Source organism: Stenotrophomonas sp. YJH_SMC_58 (assembly GCF_059369635.1).
Genome location: NZ_JCAFSW010000011.1, coordinates 119,343 through 135,086 on the forward strand (window position 1 = coordinate 119,343; position 15,744 = coordinate 135,086).

Genomic DNA, 15,744 nt, shown 5'->3' on the forward strand with positions numbered 1-15,744 from the left:
GCCTTCGCCGGCCGAGCAGGCCTCAGCCCGGAGGGTCCGGCAAGCGGATTCCCTGCGCCGAAACAAAGGCGCGGGACTCGCTCCAATAGGCCTGTGGCGGTTCCCGCAACTCTGGTCGCGCCCAGTAATCGTCGCCATGCAATACGCTCATCACATGACGCCAGCCATCACGCGGATCATGAACCTGAAATCGACCACGATGATGGCGGGGACGATACGCGTAGTGGCCGAGCGCCTCCTGGCGCGCTTCATCCGGCGAACGACCCGCCTGATGGACCAGCGTCCATGCACGCATGTGGCGCGCATGCGCGAGCGCGCCAAGGTACTCGTCCTCATCCAGCAGTGGCACCTGCTCACCGCGGGCCAGGTGCAGTGCGTCCGATTCGGCTTCGTAGTCCAGCGACGGCTGCGCCAGTTCCGGGTGCCGGTGCCAATACCCCTCGCCCTTTACGTGCAGCATCGCCCAATGCCACGGCTCATCGTGGAAGATCAACGCGTGCTCGTACTCGCGGCCGGGGCTCTGGTCGGGATAGCGTTGGCGTGCCTGTTCAAGTGCCAGCGCCTCGGGCACCTGTCCATAGTGGACCAGGCACCAGGCAAACAGGTGCCGGCTGTCTTCGATTTCGTTGGTGAAGTCTTCCACCGGCGTATCGGTGCTGGCCATGGTCGATCCCTGTGTGCGGATCAGATGGTACCGACGCTGCAGGTCGCGCTGGGGAGCGATGAGACCTGCGACCGGTCAGGCGAGGTCGGTTGGTGGCCCACCAGCAACCGCAGAAACAAAGTAAACAATTGATTTGATTGATATTCAATCCACTTCAATCCACTTTTGGCTCACTAATCGACTCACTTCCCGAGCCTCTAGGCCGAGGGATCCAGTTCTGGCATCTAGTCGGTTCGACTATCGTAATCCGCTCTCCGAGACACTTCGCTTGCAATCAATCCGCGGACACGGCTCATCCCCAAGCCCTGGCCACTAAGAAGTCACCGCCAAACTGTCAAACTCACAGGCGGTCGCATCCCGCGGCTCTACATCAGGGAATTGGCAATGTTAAGGAAGCTTGTACTCGCCGCATCGGTTGCGACTTCAGTCGTGTCAGCTGCACAAGCGCAGAATACAGAGAATGAGTGGATCACCGTCATGGAAGAGCATTTCGATGACCCTAGTCTCAGCTACTGGATCCCGTGGGCAGGGGATGTGACCGACAAGTCCGGGAAAGTGTCGTACACCTACAAGCCTGGAAATGCGTTCGTGGCCCAAGGAGATGCTGTCTTCCGCGGTGATGTCCAAGACACCTTCCCGTTCTATCAGACAGGTGGCATCTACTACCCTAGGTACTTCACCTATGGTCGCTACTCTGCCCGTGTGAAAATGACTAACACGCCAGGCGTCATTCCCGCATTCTGGCTGGTGTCATATGGGCCTGCATGCGGTGAGATAGATATCTTTGAGGCCACTGGGCTGCAGAAGTCCGACCCGCGCACGATCAATGTGCAACATTACTGGTTTACGAACCCTGCCGATTGCTCCACCGCAGTGGCGGATGCAACGCTTTCAGCCTACACCAAGCTTGGATCTGTCGACTATTCCAGCAACTATCATGTGTTCTCCGCAGAGTGGAGCCCCATCCACATCGCATACTCTGTGGATGGAGTGGAGTTCTATCGAACAACACTGAATATTCCGAGCGTTCCAATGCTCGTGAATCTGAATACTAATCTTGCACCTCCGACTACAACACCTGGAGGCATCAACAATCGGATGACATCCAACACCGTTCTGCCTGCAGATTTTCATGTCGATTGGGTCAAGGTGGAGCAGTTGGCACCACGAACATGTCCTGCGCGAGGCGATCATGCCGGAAGTCTCCGCCGCGCCAATGGCAGTTGCGCTGCAGTGCGCTCTGTGGACTACAACGGCGATGGTGGCGGCGACGTCATCCTGTACAACCCACCCTCTGGCAGCGCGTCGGTGGCGACCGGACAGCTGGCCCCCCATGCGGGCCTGGTGACCCATTCGCTGACGGATGCCCCCTCGGCGCCATGGGCAACCTCGGCCAAACTGGTCAGTGGCGACTTCGACGCCGATGGGTTCTCCGATCTGCTGGTGCACGGCGGCGACGGTAGCGTACGGCTCCACTATGGACGTCCTGACGCTCGATTCACCGAACATCTTCCATCACGCACTGCATGGAATGTGGGCAGTCAATTGATGGCAGGAGATTTCAACGGTGATGGACGGAGCGACGTACTCATCCTGCAGGACAGCGGCGCTCTCGAGATCCGCTACGGAGGCAGTGATCGCGGATTGCGCTTCGCCCCACAATCGCAACGGCAGGTCGCCCTGGGCAGCCGCCCACATGTTGGCGACTTCAATGGCGACGGCCTTGATGACCTGTTGCTGTATGGACCCAACGGTGAGGTCGACCTCTTCTACGGACAGGCCACCGACGGACTGCGCGCAGAACCCGGTCAGCATGATCAATGGCGGGCTGGCCATACATTGAAGATTGCGGATTTCAACGGCGATGGATACAGCGATGTGCTGATTTATGCCGCCGACGGCGCCACTGAGATCCGCTATGGGCAGATGAACGGCGGTTTGCGCTTTGCACCGAGCACGGCCGACCTATGGTCCACCGGGCACACGCTGTTGACGGGTGATTTCAATGGCGACGGCAGAGACGACGTTGTGATCTATGCAGCGAACGGACACTCCGAAATCCGCTACGGCCAAGCCAGTGATGGTCTTCGGTTCTCCGCGCAGAGCGTCTCCAGCTGGAGCCCTGGGCATCACTTGCTGACCAACGACTTCGATGGCGACGGGCGCACCGACATACTCATCCAGTCGGCGAATGATGATGTGGAAATCCGGTACGGGCAGGCAACGGATGGCCTGCTGTTCTCACCAGCTTCCGCAACCCGCTATAACCCTGGCTGGCGCTTGCATACAGGGACCCGCTGAACAATGTGCCCCCGATTGCGATGAGTCGCGATCGGGGGCTTTACCCATGGATATAGTAGCCAGAACTGAAGCGACACAAGGATGGCCGCCGCCTCGGCAATTGCGCAGTTCTTCGCGCGTTGCCCACTGAAGAGAACATAGAAGGCAACTCATTGAATTAGTCCAGAACACGCCGGCGCCGCTGGCGGCGACAGCGACCCAGCGGCTGACGGCCCAGATCGGCTTCGCCTCCTCGATGACCCGGCCATGGACCTGACAGAGATCGCAAACCTTGTGACCACGGCACGGTCGGATGCGCACACTGCGCTGTTTCCGGCGCCCGCCACTGAAGTAACGGAGACCCGAGATGGGCGCAGCGGAGAGCATCCCCGAAGTCCTGCTGAAGCTTGAGCAGGTCGAAGACCAGACCAGGATGAAGAAGAGCTACATCTACCGCGAGATGGAGAAGGGCACTTTCCCGCCCAGGCACAAGGTCGGCGGCGGCACTCGCTGGTACCAGAGCGACATTCAGCGTTGGATCCGCGCACGCAGGAGCGTCTCGCAGTGGACGCCCGAGGATGTGGGGCAGCCGGCGGCCAACTGCGACAACAGTGGAGCGTAAACGGTCACCGAGCGGTCACCGGGCGGCACTGGCTTGACGAAGAAGGCACTGCGGATGACCCTAAGTGCCTGATTCGTTGGTGGGCCCATCAGGATTCGAACCTGAAACCAAGGGATTATGAGTCCCCTGCTCTAACCGTTGAGCTATAGGCCCTGCGCAGCCTCACAGTGTAGTGGAGGCTGCGCTTGATCGGCTACCCGGCAGCAGCAAGAGCCTCAGCAACCCGCCCCAACCGCTTCTCCGCCACGTCCGTAAACCACAGCTGCCGCCGCAGGTGTGCCTGGAACAGCGCCACCGTCCTCCTGGCCTCTTCCAGCCCCTTCTGCTTGTCGCCGCCGAAGCCCGCAAGCAACCCAGCACCCGAAGCAACGCCAGCGTCGCTCTTCGGGCGAATCCCGGTGAATCCTCGCGCTCGTCGCGCATCACATCTTCCCAATCCAGTAGCGGCGCAAACGCGCAGCCGTTGAGAAGACCTGCTGGATACGTCATCGCAAACAGCAGCTGGCTCGACTCTACAGAAAGCACACACCCCCCAAAAAGAAAAACCCCGCACCAGGCGGGGTTCCTCTCAACGCTTCAACAGCCGCTGGAAATCAATCGATATCCAGGAAGCTGCGCAGCTGCTCCGAGCGGCTCGGGTGACGCAGCTTGCGCAGGGCCTTCGCTTCGATCTGGCGGATGCGCTCGCGGGTCACGTCGAACTGCTTGCCGACCTCTTCCAGCGTGTGGTCGGTGTTCATGTCGATGCCGAAGCGCATGCGCAGCACCTTGGCTTCCCTCGGGGTGAGGCCGGCCAGCACGTCGCGCACGGTTTCAGACAGATTGATGTTGGTGGTGTTCTCGATCGGGGACTCCACGTTGGTGTCCTCGATGAAGTCGCCCAGATGGGAATCCTCGTCGTCGCCGATCGGGGTTTCCATCGAGATCGGCTCCTTGGCGATCTTCATCACCTTGCGGATCTTGTCTTCCGGCATGTCCATTTCCTTGGCCAGCTCCTCCGGCGTAGCCTCGCGGCCGTACTGCTGGAGCATCTGGCGGGAAATGCGGTTCAACTTGTTGATCGTCTCGATCATGTGCACCGGAATACGGATGGTGCGTGCCTGGTCGGCGATCGAGCGGGTGATCGCCTGGCGGATCCACCAGGTGGCGTAGGTCGAGAACTTGTAACCGCGGCGGTATTCGAACTTGTCCACGGCCTTCATCAGGCCGATGTTGCCTTCCTGGATCAGGTCGAGGAACTGCAGGCCACGGTTGGTGTACTTCTTGGCGATGGAGATGACCAGGCGCAGGTTGGCCTCGACCATTTCCTTCTTGGCCTTGCGCGCCTTGGCTTCACCGTAGGCCATGGCACGGCTGATTTCCTTCAGCTCTTCCAGGTCCAGCTGGGTCAGCGTCTCGATGTCGATCGTCGCCTGCTGTTCGGCAATGATCTGGTCCTTCACTTCGCGCAGCGCCGAGGACCACTTCTGCTTGCGCTTCAGTGCGTCTTCCACCCACTCGAGGTTGGTCTGGTTGCCTTCCCAGGAACGGATGAAGTCCTTGCGCGGCATGCGGGCGGTAACGGTCGCCAGGTTCAGCACGCGGCGCTCATGGGCCTTGATCGATGCCATGGTGTCGCGCAGCTGCTTGGTCAGCACGTCGGTCAGCGGCAGCGGCAGCTTCAGGGTGACGAACACCGCCGACATTTCTTCGCGCAGGCGCGGCAGGTTCTTCTTGTCGCCCTTGGTCGCGGCCTTCTTGAAGGCGTTGAAGGCATCGCTCAGCGCCTGCATACGCGCGGCGACTTCCTCCGGATCCGGACCGGTCGGTGCGGCTTCTTCATCGCCACCGTCGACATCGTCGTCCTCGTCCTCGTCGCCTTCGGCGTCCGCATCGGCGCTGTCATCGGCAGCGACCGCCGGCGGCGCCGGCTCTTCGTCGACCAGGTCGTTGAAGCCGACGATCACTTCGGCCAGGCGCTTCTTGCCTTCCTTGTGGGCTTCGTAGTCGTTCAGCAGCGACTCGACCGAAACCGGGAACTGGCCCAGGGCCGCCTGGACCTGCGAAAGGCCTTCCTCGATGCGCTTGGCGATGGCAATTTCGCCTTCGCGGGTCAGCAGCTCGACGGTGCCCATTTCGCGCATGTACATGCGCACCGGGTCGGTGGTACGGCCACCTTCGGTGTCGAGCGCGCTCAGCGCAGCGGCAGCTTCTTCAGCCGCGGTGTCATCGACTTCGCGGTTGCCGGTGTTGCCATCGTTGAGAAGCAGGGTTTCCACATCCGGCGCAACTTCATGGACATCGATGCCCATGCCGTTGATCATGCCGATGATGTCTTCGATCTGTTCCGGGTCGACCATGTCGTCCGGCAGATGGTCATTGACTTCGGCGTAGGTCAGGTAGCCCTGTTCCAGGCCCTTGCTGATCAGTTGCTTGATTTCGGATTGGGCAGGACGTTCGTTGGCCATGTAGTGCTCGCGCCACCGGCAGGGAGAAATAGGGAACGTAGCATTATACCAGCCCGGGGCCCTGCCTGCCGGGCGGTGGTCCCGCAGGCTCAGGGCCGGAGAAGGAAGGTCACGGGACCGTCATTGACCAGGCTGACGACCATATGGGCACCAAATCGGCCCGTTTCCACCCCTGGCGCGTGATTTTCACGACAGATCTCAACAAAACGGTTGAACCCGCGTTCAGCCTCTTCCGGCGGCGCGGCCGTGGTGAAGCTCGGCCGCATGCCCGAACGGGTGTCGGCGGCCAGGGTGAACTGGCTGACCAGCAGCAGGCCGCCGCCCGTATCGCGCAGCGAGCGGTTCATCTTCCCGGCCTCGTCGGCGAATACCCGGTAGCCCAGCAGGCGCTCGGCCATCCGCCGCAACTGGGCCTCGGTATCGCCCGGCTCCATGCCGACCAGGGCCAACAGGCCAGGGCCGATCTGCCCCACGGCCTCATCGTCGACATGGACGGCAGCCTGGCTGACACGCTGGATCAGGACGAGCATCGTGGGCTTCCAATGAACAGGGCCGGCCACGATAGCAGCGCCCTTGGCTAAACTGGCGCCGATGAATCCGCAACGCAAAGCCCGGCTGGTCTACCGCGCCACCACCCTGTTCGCCCGCCTGCCCTGGCCGCTGCTGCGGGCGTTCGCGCGCGCCCTGGCGTGGGCGTGGATCGCCCTCGATGCCCGTGAGAGCCGCGTCACCCGGCGCAACCTGGAACTGGCCTACCCGGAGCTGGATGGCGCCGCGCGCGACCGCCTGCACCGTGATCTGCTGCGCTCCACCGCGCTGCAGGCCATCGAAACCCTGCGGCTGTGGAGCCAGGCGCCGGCCGACAACCTGCGCCTGCACCTGAAGCAGCGCCATGGCGAGGCCCTGTACGACGCCGCCCTGGCCAGCGGCAAGGGCGTGATCGTGGCCGCGCCGCACTTCGGCAACTGGGAGCTGCTGAACCAGTGGCTGGCCTCGCGCGGGCAGATCGCCATCGTCTACAAGCCGCCGGAGGACGAGGCCAGCGATGCCTTCCTGCAGCTGGTGCGCGGCGGCCAGAACGTACAGCAGGTGCGCGCCGAAGGGCCGGCCGTGCGCCAGCTGTTCAAGGTGCTCAAGGACGGCGGCGCCACCGGCATCCTGCCCGACCAGCAGCCCAAGGCCGGCGACGGCGTGTTCGTGCCGTTCTTCGGCGTGCAGGCGCTGACCATGACCCTGGTCAACCGGCTGGCCGAACGCACGGGTGCCACCGTGCTCTATGGCTGGTGCGAACGCATCGGGCCGGACATGGAGTTCGCCCTGCACATCGAGCCGACCGACCCGGCGGTGGCCGATCCGGACCCGCTGGTGGCGGCCACTGCCCTCAACGCCGGCATCGAACGCATCGCCCGCCGCGACCCGGCGCAGTACCAGTGGACCTATAAGCGCTATACGCTGCGGCCACCGGGCAGTAGCGAGGAAGACCCGTACGCAACTGAGGAACACCCCCACTGACGGCCGCCTGCGACCACTGGCCGCACCACGTTGAATACGACGCCGGCGCCCCCATAGAGACTGCGATGTCCGCCTCCCCCGGTCCTGCCATGCCTGCTGCTTCTTCCCTGTTCGGCGATCCGGCCGCGATCCGCTGCGAACGCGCGGTGGCCGAACTGCGCGCCGGTCGTCCGGTGCTGCTCCACGATGGCCAGGGCCAGCGCCTGGCGGTGATCGCGCTGGACAGCGCCACGACCAGCAGCTTCGCCGCCTTCGCCGCTGCCGCCCGCGAGCGCCATTACCTGTTCCTGACCGCCACCCGCGCCCGCGTGCTCGGCGTGGAGGCACCACAGGGCGCGCGCCTGCCGCTGAGCGGCGTGGCCTTCGAGGCCCTGCCCTCGCTGGGCTACCTGCGCGAACCCGGGCCGATGCCCGAAAGCTGGAGCGCCGGCGACGCCTTCGATGCCGGCGCGGTGGAGCTTGCCCGCCTGGGTCTGCTGCTGCCAGCGATGGTCGCGGTGCGCCTGGACGTCGATGACCACACTTTCGACGGTGCGGCCGAGGTGGCCCTGTGCGACCTGGCCGAAGGCGCAGCACATGCGGCCCACGACTACGAACTGGTGGCGCGTTCGCCGGTTCCGCTGCGCGACGTCGGCATGACCACCTTTGCAGTCTTCCGCGGCGGCGTGGCGCAGCGCGACCAGGTCGCGATCATCGTCGGCGAGCCGGACCTGTCGGCAGTGGTGCCGGTACGCGTGCATTCTTCGTGCCTGACCGGCGATCTGTTCGGTTCACTCAAGTGCGACTGCGGCGACCAGCTGCGGCGTGGCCTGCGCAAGCTGAAGGACCTGGGCGGTGGCGTGCTGCTGTACCTGGACCAGGAAGGCCGCGGCACCGGCATCGCCGCCAAGATGCGCGCCTATGGCTATCAGCACGACGGCCTGGATACCATCGACGCCGATGCGCAGCTGGGCTTCGGTGCCGACGAGCGGCGCTACGGCAGCGCGGTGGCGATGCTGCGTGGCCTGGGCATTTCGCGCGTGGCGCTGCTCAGCAACAACCCGACCAAGGCACAGCGCCTGCGCAATGCCGGCATCGAAGTGCTGGACTGCATTCCGGTCACCGGCGAGATCACTGCCGAGAACGAGAACTACCTGCGCACCAAGGCCGACCGTGCCGGCCACCTGCTGGATGTCGATGCGCTGATCCAGGCTGCCCAGTAACGCAGCCGACCTGCTACCGTCTGCGCGGTGCGGCCACGGCCGCTACCGCCCGCCCTGCTGCCTGACGGAGCCCGCGTGACCGACGCCACGATTCCCGCACCACCCGCCACCGACTGGCAGTCACTGCCGCAACGTGCAGCCCGCCTGGCCGCACTGGAAGGTGCCTTTGGCGGCCTGTTCGTCCCGGGCCTGCCACTGGCGGCAGCGGCGTGGTTCTTCGATCTGCCCGGTGGCCTGTGGACCGCTGCAGCCGGGCTGCTGATGGGTGTGGCTTTTGGTGGGTGGCTGGGCCGTCGACGCCTGGTCCGCACCCGTTGGCGGCTGGACGCACAGGGCCTGGGCCTGCGCCGCGACCTCATGTGGCAGCTGGAGACGCGCATCCCGCTCTCGCGGGTGCAGCATCTCGATCTGCGCCGGGGCCCGCTGGAGCGCCGTGCCGGCCTGGCCACGCTGATCGTGCACACCGCCGGCACCCGCATGAGCGCGGTGACCGTGAGCGGTCTGGACCAGGCCGACGCCGAGCGCCTGCGCGACACCCTGTCCCACCAGCTCGACCAGGACGCCGACGCCCTGTGAGCCTGCCGCCGCCCCTGCCTGCACCGCTGCCCGCCGGTACCGAGGACCACCGCCTGCACTCGTGGTCGTGGCTGTTCGTGCTGCTGATGCAGCTGCGCCACTACTTCCTGCCACTGGTCGCGCTGCTGGTGTTCGGCCAGCGCGGCGACCGCGATCCGATGTGGGCGCAGCTGATTCCGCTGACGGCAATTGCCGCCCTGGTCCTGGTGTCGGTGATGCAGTACCTCAGCTACCGCTACCGCATCGGCAGCGATGCGATCACCGTGCGCAGTGGCCTGTTGGCGCGCAACCGCCGCGAGATCCCGTTCGCCCGCATCCACAACGTGGAAGTGCGGCAGAACCCGCTGCACCGCCTGTTCGGCGTGGCCGAGCTGCGCCTGGAATCGGCCGGCGGTGTGCGCCCTGAAGCGGAGATGCGGGTACTGAAGCTGGACCAGGCACTGGCGCTGGAACGGCTGGTCCGCCAACGCGGACAGACGCCGCAGGCCAACGACGCCGTCGATGCACCGCCCATTGCCGACGTCGACAGCGAACGCGTACTGCTGCGACTGTCCAGCTGGGACGTGGTGCGCATGGGCCTGCTCTCCAACCGCGGTTGGGCGCTGGCGGTGGCCGCGTTCGGCGTCCTGTTCCAGACCGTGCCACGGCCGGTGATGGACGATGCCATCCAGCGCGGCGGCCGCGAGGCCTTCGGCTATGCCAGCCACCTGCATCCCGGCGTGACCGGCGCGTTGCTGCTGGCGGCGGCGGCCCTGCTGCTGGGCTGGCTGGCGCTGCGCGTGCTGTCGGTGGTGCTGACCCTGTTGCGTTACCACGGCTTCACCCTCGTCGAGCAGGACCGCCGCCTGACGGTGTCGGCCGGGATGCTCAGCCGCACCCGCAGCAGCGTGGCACGTCGCCGTATCCAGGCCTGGACGCTGCGCGAAGGCACCCTGCAGCGCTGGTTCGGGCTGCGCCAGCTGCGCATCGACAGTGCCGCCGGTGGCCCTTCGCGTGATGAGGACCGCGCCCTGCGCGAACTGGCGCCGCTGGCAACCCGCGAGCATTGCACGCAACTGGTGCAGCACCTGCTCCCCCAGCTGCACTGGCCACCGGCGCAATGGCAGTCCATCCCGCAGCGTGGCTGGTGGCGGCTGTGCCTGGGCGCGCTGCTGCTGGTGCCGCTGCTGGCCGCCACCGCGTACTGGCGCTGGGGCACGTGGGGCCTGGTCGTGCTGGCCTGGCTGCCGGTCGCGTTGTTGGTCGCACACCGGCAGATGGCACGCATGGGCTGGTATCTGGACGAGCACTATGTGGCCGTGCGCGGCGGCTGGTGGAAACGCTGGTGGCGCTGGGCCGAGCTGGACAAGGTGCAGGGCCTGCGCCTGCAGCGTTCACCGCTGGACAAGGTGCTGGGCACCAGCAGCCTGCAACTGGATACCGCCGGTGCGCATGGCGACGTGGCACTCACCCTGCACCATCTGCCTCAGGCACAGGCACAGCAGGCGATGGATCAACTGGCGGCCGCGCTGGCGCGGCGCAAACTGCGCTGGTGATGCGGGGTCGGATCCCGGCCTGAATCAGGTAGTGCCGGCCGCTGGCCGGCAACTGCACATCCCCCAGTTTGCCGGCCAGCGGCCGGCACTACCGCGAGCAGGGCCAGCGAGGCATCATCGCTGCGAGGGGCCCCAATAGCCCAGGTCCCTTCGGATCTGCAGATCGCGCACCCAGCTGCCGAGAGGCTTGCGGCGCAGCGCACCCATTTCACCGGACAGGAAATCCTCGGTGGCCGCGATTACCCGCTCGCTGGACAGGCCGTCGCGGTACGGATGGATGGCATCGGCGTAACGCACGATTTCCGCCTGCAGCGCGGCGTCCGGATGCAGCGCGTGCTGCAGCATCGCCGGCAGCTGTGCCGGGTCGTCGAAATCAATCATGTGCGGCTTCGGCACGCGGTTGCGGAAGGTCACCACCGGCTTGTGCTGGACGATGAACTCCGAAACGATCGACGAGGTGTCCGACACCAGCACATCGGCGGCGCGCTGCGCGGCCATCACCTGCTCCGGCTCGATGAAGCGGGCATTGGCACCGGCCAGCGCGCGATAGCGCTCGAACAGTTCCGGCGGACATTTGGGATGCAGGGTCAGCAGCCAGTAGCGCCCACCGGCAGCGATATCGGCGGCGATCTGCGCATGCAGGTGCGGTGCCGCACTCAGCCGCTCGGTGAAGGTGGAACCAAACAGGATCACCGGGCGATCGCCGGCCGGCGCGCGCAGTGCGGCGCTCTCGCCACCGTCATCGCGGAACAGCGGGTCCAGCTTCGGCCAGCCGGTCTCGGCCACCGCGAAGTGGCCCTGCTGGGCCGCGATCTCGCGGAACGGTGTGGTGGTGGCCGGCCCCTGCGTGCAGTACAGGTCGAACATGCCGCGCACCCGGAAGTGGCCGCGCGCGCTGTCGCGCTTTTCCACGTTGAAGCCATGGAACAGCTGCACCTTGGCCCCCGAAAGGAAGGTCGGCACCCAGTTGGCCGCGCTGAACACCGCCCGCGGGCGCATTGCCAGGGCCTGCTTCAGGCCGACGTTGGCCACCCCCGGCAGGCTGCTGCCGGCCGCGCCGCCTTCGAACCAGGCCGCAACCTCCTGCCCGGACGCGTGCAACGCCTGCGCCAACGGGGCGAGAATAGGCAGCGCATAGCGCTCCGTCGCAAACAACAGGTACCCGGCCATCATGTCCTCCACGACCGCTCCCATCGAACGGCCTCGCATCTCGGCGTGCATTATCGCGTTCAACGAGGCCGGGCGCATCGGCGACTGCCTGGCCTCGCTGGCCTTCTGCGATGAGATCGTGGTGGTGGACTCGCAGTCCACCGATGCGACCGTGGCCATCGCCGAGGCTGCCGGTGCCCGCGTGCTGCAGCGTCGGTTCGAGGGCTTCCGCAGCCAGAAGGCGTTCTGCGTCGAGCAGGCCAGCCACGACTGGGTACTGTGCCTGGATGCCGACGAGCGCATCAGCCCCGAGCTGCGTGCGGCCATCGAACAGGCCCGTGACGGCGGCTTCGCCGGCCACGCCGGCTACCGCTTCGCCCGCCTGTCCGAATACTTTGGCAGGTTCCTGCGCCACGGCAATGCCTACCCGGACCGGGTGATGCGCCTGTTCGACCGTCGCCAGGGTGGCTGGCGCGGCAAGCGCGAGATCCACGAGGCGGCCAGCGTCGATGGCAGCGTCGGCACCCTGCGCGGCGATCTCATCCACTATCCCTATCGATCGTTGCAGCAGCAGCTGGCCAAGACCGAGAAGTATGCGCGGATGATGGCCGAGCACGAGTTCGCGCGTGGCAAGCGCGCCACGCTGGGCAAGCTGGTGCTGGCGCCGGCCTGGCGGTTCTGGCGTGGCTTCCTGTTCCGCGGCGGTTTCCGCGACGGCTGGCACGGCCTGGTCTATGCCTATGTGCGTGCCAACTACGTACGGCAGAAGACCATCATGCTGTGGATGCTGGGCAACGGCCAGGCGGTGGCCGATCCTCCAGCCCCTGTGGAACGGCCCTGAGCCGGCTGTGTCACACTTGCCGCGCGTTGCCTGAAGATCCCCCATGAAAATCCTGTACACCAACTTCCACTATGGCGACGGTGGCGGCCACACCACGTACATCGTGTCCCTGGCGCGCGCCCTGCATGGCCAGCACACGCTCCATGTCGCAGCCCCCGCCGACAGCCGCCTGCTGCGCACGGTGGCCGAGGAAGGAATCGCCACCCCGCTGCCGATGGCCTTTGGCAGCGGCCTGCCGACCTTGCCACGACAACTGGCCGAACAGCATGCGCTGCGCCGGCTGGTGCGGGACGAGGGCATCGACCTGGTCCACGTCAACGGTGCTCGTGATCACCGCTTCGTGATGCAGGGACTGCTCGGCATGCGCCGCCCGCCGATCATCCTGACCAAGCACAACAGCAAGCCCACCCGTACGCTTGGCAATGCCTTCAGGGCCCGCTGGGCCACCGACCGCGTGATTGCGGTTTCGGCACACACCGGGCGCCTGCTGGAGCAGGGCCCGTACCGGCGCTGCCCGATCGATGTGGTCCGCAACGGCGTCGACCTGGACCGCTTCGCGCCGCTGCCGGCCGACGCCGGCCAGGCAATGCGGCAGCAATGGACGCAGGACCCGGATGCGCTGCTGCTGGTCAGCAACGCCGGCACCGATGACTACAAGGGCTGGATCGACCTTGCGCAGGCCATTGCCCTGCTCCCCGACGCGATCCGGCCGCACGTACACATGGCGGTCGCAGGTCACCTGCCCAACGCGCAGCAACGCGCGCAGGTGCAGGCCCTCGGCGATGTCGCCACGCAGGTCCACTTCACCGGACTGCTGGCCGATACGCGCCCACTGATCGCCGCCGGCGACGTCGGCTTCGTGCTGTCCAACGACATCGAAACAATTTCCTTCGCCTGCCGCGAAATGATGGCCAGCGCCAGGCCGATGCTGGTCAGCGACTACGCGGGGCTGCCGGAAAACATCGAGCAGGGAGTCGACGGCTGGGTCGTGCCCACCCGCAACGTGGCCGCCATCGCCGCACAGGTGCAGGCGATGTATGAACAACGCCAGGCGCTGTCGGCGATGGGCATGGCCGCCCGCCGCCATGCAGAGCGTGAGTTCGGCCTGCAGACCTTCGCCGGGGCGACCCTGGCCAGCTATCACGCCGCCTTGGCCAGCACCTGAGCCACATTGCCCGAACGCTCAATCGGTAAGGCCGGGCCCCTGCAGGCGGCGCTCGTGCTCGAGTTCCGCCGCCGACGGCCGGCAGGTGCCGGCGACCGCGTCGGCAGGCACCAGCCACCAGCGGCGACGATTGGAAATGCCCGCCATTTCGGCCTGCGCACGGTCAATGCAGGCCTGCATCGCATCTTCGTTCACCAGCAGCCAGCGGTGCTGCGGAACCAGCCGCTGCCAGCGCACGGCCGCCTGCAGCTGTTCATGCCAGCGGTTCTCGAATCCAAAGGTCGCCGCGCGGCGGTCCGCCATCAGCAGATTCTGTTCCTTCCAGGCCACCAGCCCCAGTTCCGCGCCTGGCCCGAGACGCGCGCCGACGTCACGCATCAGACCACGCGCAGAGCTTGAATCATTCAGCAACGGGTAGCCGAACAGGCCGTAGAGCACCCAGGCCACGGCCAGGGTCGATAGCAGCGCCAGGTGGCTTCGACGCCAGCCGGTCACCACCAGGCTCAAGCCACCCCAGAGCCCCATCGCCAGGATCGTCCACGCCAGTGCATCGGTCGCGCCGGGCGGCAATCCGCGTCCATGGGCAAGGTTCACCTCGAAGCGCGGATCACCCAGCAACGCGAGCGCCCCGACCAGGCTCAATCCCAGTGCCAGCAACGCGGCAAACCCTCCCAGCACGCGCTGCACATCGCGCCGCTTCAGCAGCCCGGGCAGCAGCGGCGCCAGCGCCAGGCAGAACATCGGCAGCGCCGGCAGGATGTAGACATCACGCTTGCCCTGGGGAATCGAGAAGAACAGCACGACCAGCAACCACCAGGCCAGCGGCAGCAGGTAGCGTGGATCGCGGCGGCACAGGCGCCGCCGCCACGCCGGGATCGCCCATGGCAGCGCCAGGAACGCGGGTATCCACATCGTTGGCATGACACCGAAGAAGTACCACCACGGCTGGTGATGGTCCCAGGACTGCGTGTAGCGGCGGGCCGTCTGCCGCACCAGGATGTCGTTGATGTAGCCGCGGTACTCGTCCGATCCGGTGCCCAGCGCGGCCAGCAGCATCGGCGCCAGCCACAGCGATATCGCCAGCAGGAAGGCCAGCGGTGCCAGCCAGAAGCGGCCATCGCGTGCGTGCAGGGAAACGCGGGGCCACTGCAGGGCTGCAGCGATGGCCGCCGGCACGATCATCAGCAGCGCCAGCATGCCCACGCCCTTGGTGATCACCCCGATACCGGCAAAGAACCAGCCCAGCCACCACCAGCGCCAGGCCGGGCCCAGCAGCAGGTGGCGCAGCAGGCCATAGTTGGCCAGGGTGATGAACAGCACCAGCAGCGGATCGATCTGCGCCTTTTTCGCCTGGAAGGTGAACTGCAGCGCGAACAGCAGTGCCCACCCTGCGCAGAGCCCGACCTGCCGCGTCCACAGCCGGCGCCCCAGATCGACCACGCACCACAGCGTGCCCAATGCGGCCAGCAGCGAGGGCAGCAGGAAGGCCACGCGCCAGTGGCCAACCAGGCCATACAGCGAGGCCTGCCACCACATCAGCATCGGCGGCTTGTCCGAATACAGCTCGGTACCGCGATGCGGGAACAACCAGTAACCGCTGTCGACCATCTGCCTGGCCACCAGCGCGAAGCGTGGTTCGTCAGAGGGCCACGGATCGCGGAGACCGAGCCCGGCCCCCAGCACCAGCAGGGCCACCACCACGAACAACCACGTCTGGCGCGACGCGTGGGTCTTCAGCATGGGACTCGAAA

13 protein-coding genes and 1 tRNA gene are annotated in these 15,744 nt (G+C 65.9%); 8 read left to right on the plus strand and 6 right to left on the minus strand.

Going from position 1 to position 15,744, the window contains the following annotated elements; genetic code table 11:
- Positions 1–22 precede the first annotated feature (22 nt).
- A complete protein-coding gene (locus AC5P68_RS15075; RefSeq protein WP_049431604.1) occupies positions 23–664 on the minus strand; it encodes a hypothetical protein in 642 nt (213 codons plus the stop codon).
- Between the two features lie 477 nt (positions 665–1,141).
- Here AC5P68_RS15075 and AC5P68_RS15080 point away from each other — a divergent pair, with 477 nt between their 5' ends.
- Both AC5P68_RS15080 and AC5P68_RS15085 read left to right on the plus strand, forming a co-directional pair.
- Complete coding sequence (locus tag AC5P68_RS15080; RefSeq protein WP_231522797.1) at positions 1,142–2,965, plus strand: FG-GAP-like repeat-containing protein; 1,824 nt, start codon at positions 1,142–1,144, stop codon at positions 2,963–2,965.
- Between the two features lie 346 nt (positions 2,966–3,311).
- Positions 3,312–3,566: a helix-turn-helix transcriptional regulator gene (locus AC5P68_RS15085; RefSeq protein WP_049431600.1), complete on the plus strand. Its 255-nt coding sequence runs from the start codon at positions 3,312–3,314 to the stop codon at positions 3,564–3,566.
- 77 nt (positions 3,567–3,643) lie between these two features.
- Here AC5P68_RS15085 and AC5P68_RS15090 read toward each other — a convergent pair.
- From AC5P68_RS15090 to dtd, 3 genes are all read right to left on the minus strand, one after another.
- Positions 3,644–3,719 (minus strand) — tRNA-Ile (locus tag AC5P68_RS15090).
- A gap of 440 nt (positions 3,720–4,159) precedes the next feature.
- Positions 4,160–6,013 carry an RNA polymerase sigma factor RpoD gene (rpoD, locus tag AC5P68_RS15095; RefSeq protein WP_005411179.1) on the minus strand — a complete coding sequence of 618 codons (1,854 nt, stop codon included), beginning with the start codon at positions 6,011–6,013 and terminating at the stop codon, positions 4,160–4,162.
- Between the two features lie 89 nt (positions 6,014–6,102).
- Positions 6,103–6,543, minus strand: coding sequence for a D-aminoacyl-tRNA deacylase (dtd, locus tag AC5P68_RS15100; RefSeq protein ID WP_005411180.1), 441 nt, complete (start codon positions 6,541–6,543; stop codon positions 6,103–6,105).
- A 61-nt stretch (positions 6,544–6,604) separates the two neighbouring features.
- Between dtd and AC5P68_RS15105 the strand changes: the two genes are divergently transcribed.
- The 4 genes from AC5P68_RS15105 (at position 6,605) to AC5P68_RS15120 (ending at position 10,838) form a co-directional block, all read left to right on the plus strand.
- Positions 6,605–7,525 carry a lauroyl acyltransferase gene (locus tag AC5P68_RS15105; protein ID WP_012481359.1) on the plus strand — a complete coding sequence of 307 codons (921 nt, stop codon included), beginning with the start codon at positions 6,605–6,607 and terminating at the stop codon, positions 7,523–7,525.
- Positions 7,526–7,590: 65 nt separating this feature from the next.
- Entirely contained in the window at positions 7,591–8,727 is a 1,137-nt protein-coding gene (gene ribA / locus AC5P68_RS15110) for a GTP cyclohydrolase II RibA (RefSeq protein ID WP_033834003.1), read from the plus strand.
- Between the two features lie 75 nt (positions 8,728–8,802).
- Complete coding sequence (locus tag AC5P68_RS15115; protein ID WP_231522795.1) at positions 8,803–9,303, plus strand: PH domain-containing protein; 501 nt, start codon at positions 8,803–8,805, stop codon at positions 9,301–9,303.
- Entirely contained in the window at positions 9,300–10,838 is a 1,539-nt protein-coding gene (locus AC5P68_RS15120) for a PH domain-containing protein (RefSeq protein WP_231522794.1), read from the plus strand. The genes AC5P68_RS15115 and AC5P68_RS15120 overlap by 4 nt, the downstream gene beginning before the upstream one ends.
- A gap of 114 nt (positions 10,839–10,952) precedes the next feature.
- Here the strand turns inward: AC5P68_RS15120 and AC5P68_RS15125 are convergent, their stop codons facing one another.
- Positions 10,953–12,011 carry a CDP-glycerol glycerophosphotransferase family protein gene (locus AC5P68_RS15125; protein ID WP_033834006.1) on the minus strand — a complete coding sequence of 353 codons (1,059 nt, stop codon included), beginning with the start codon at positions 12,009–12,011 and terminating at the stop codon, positions 10,953–10,955.
- On the opposite strand from AC5P68_RS15125, the gene AC5P68_RS15130 reads away from it, so the two are divergent.
- Together AC5P68_RS15130 and AC5P68_RS15135 are read left to right on the plus strand one after the other, a co-directional pair.
- A complete protein-coding gene (locus AC5P68_RS15130; RefSeq protein WP_005414597.1) occupies positions 12,010–12,828 on the plus strand; it encodes a glycosyltransferase family 2 protein in 819 nt (272 codons plus the stop codon). The two genes, AC5P68_RS15125 and AC5P68_RS15130, sit on opposite strands and share 2 nt — an antisense overlap.
- 43 nt (positions 12,829–12,871) lie before the next feature.
- Positions 12,872–13,993 (plus strand): glycosyltransferase family 4 protein, encoded by a 1,122-nt coding sequence (locus AC5P68_RS15135; RefSeq protein WP_049452067.1) that lies wholly within the window; start codon positions 12,872–12,874, stop codon positions 13,991–13,993.
- Positions 13,994–14,011: 18 nt separating this feature from the next.
- On the opposite strand, the gene AC5P68_RS15140 is transcribed toward AC5P68_RS15135, so the two are convergent.
- Entirely contained in the window at positions 14,012–15,733 is a 1,722-nt protein-coding gene (locus AC5P68_RS15140) for an ArnT family glycosyltransferase (RefSeq protein ID WP_033834008.1), read from the minus strand.
- Positions 15,734–15,744: the final 11 nt, after the last annotated feature.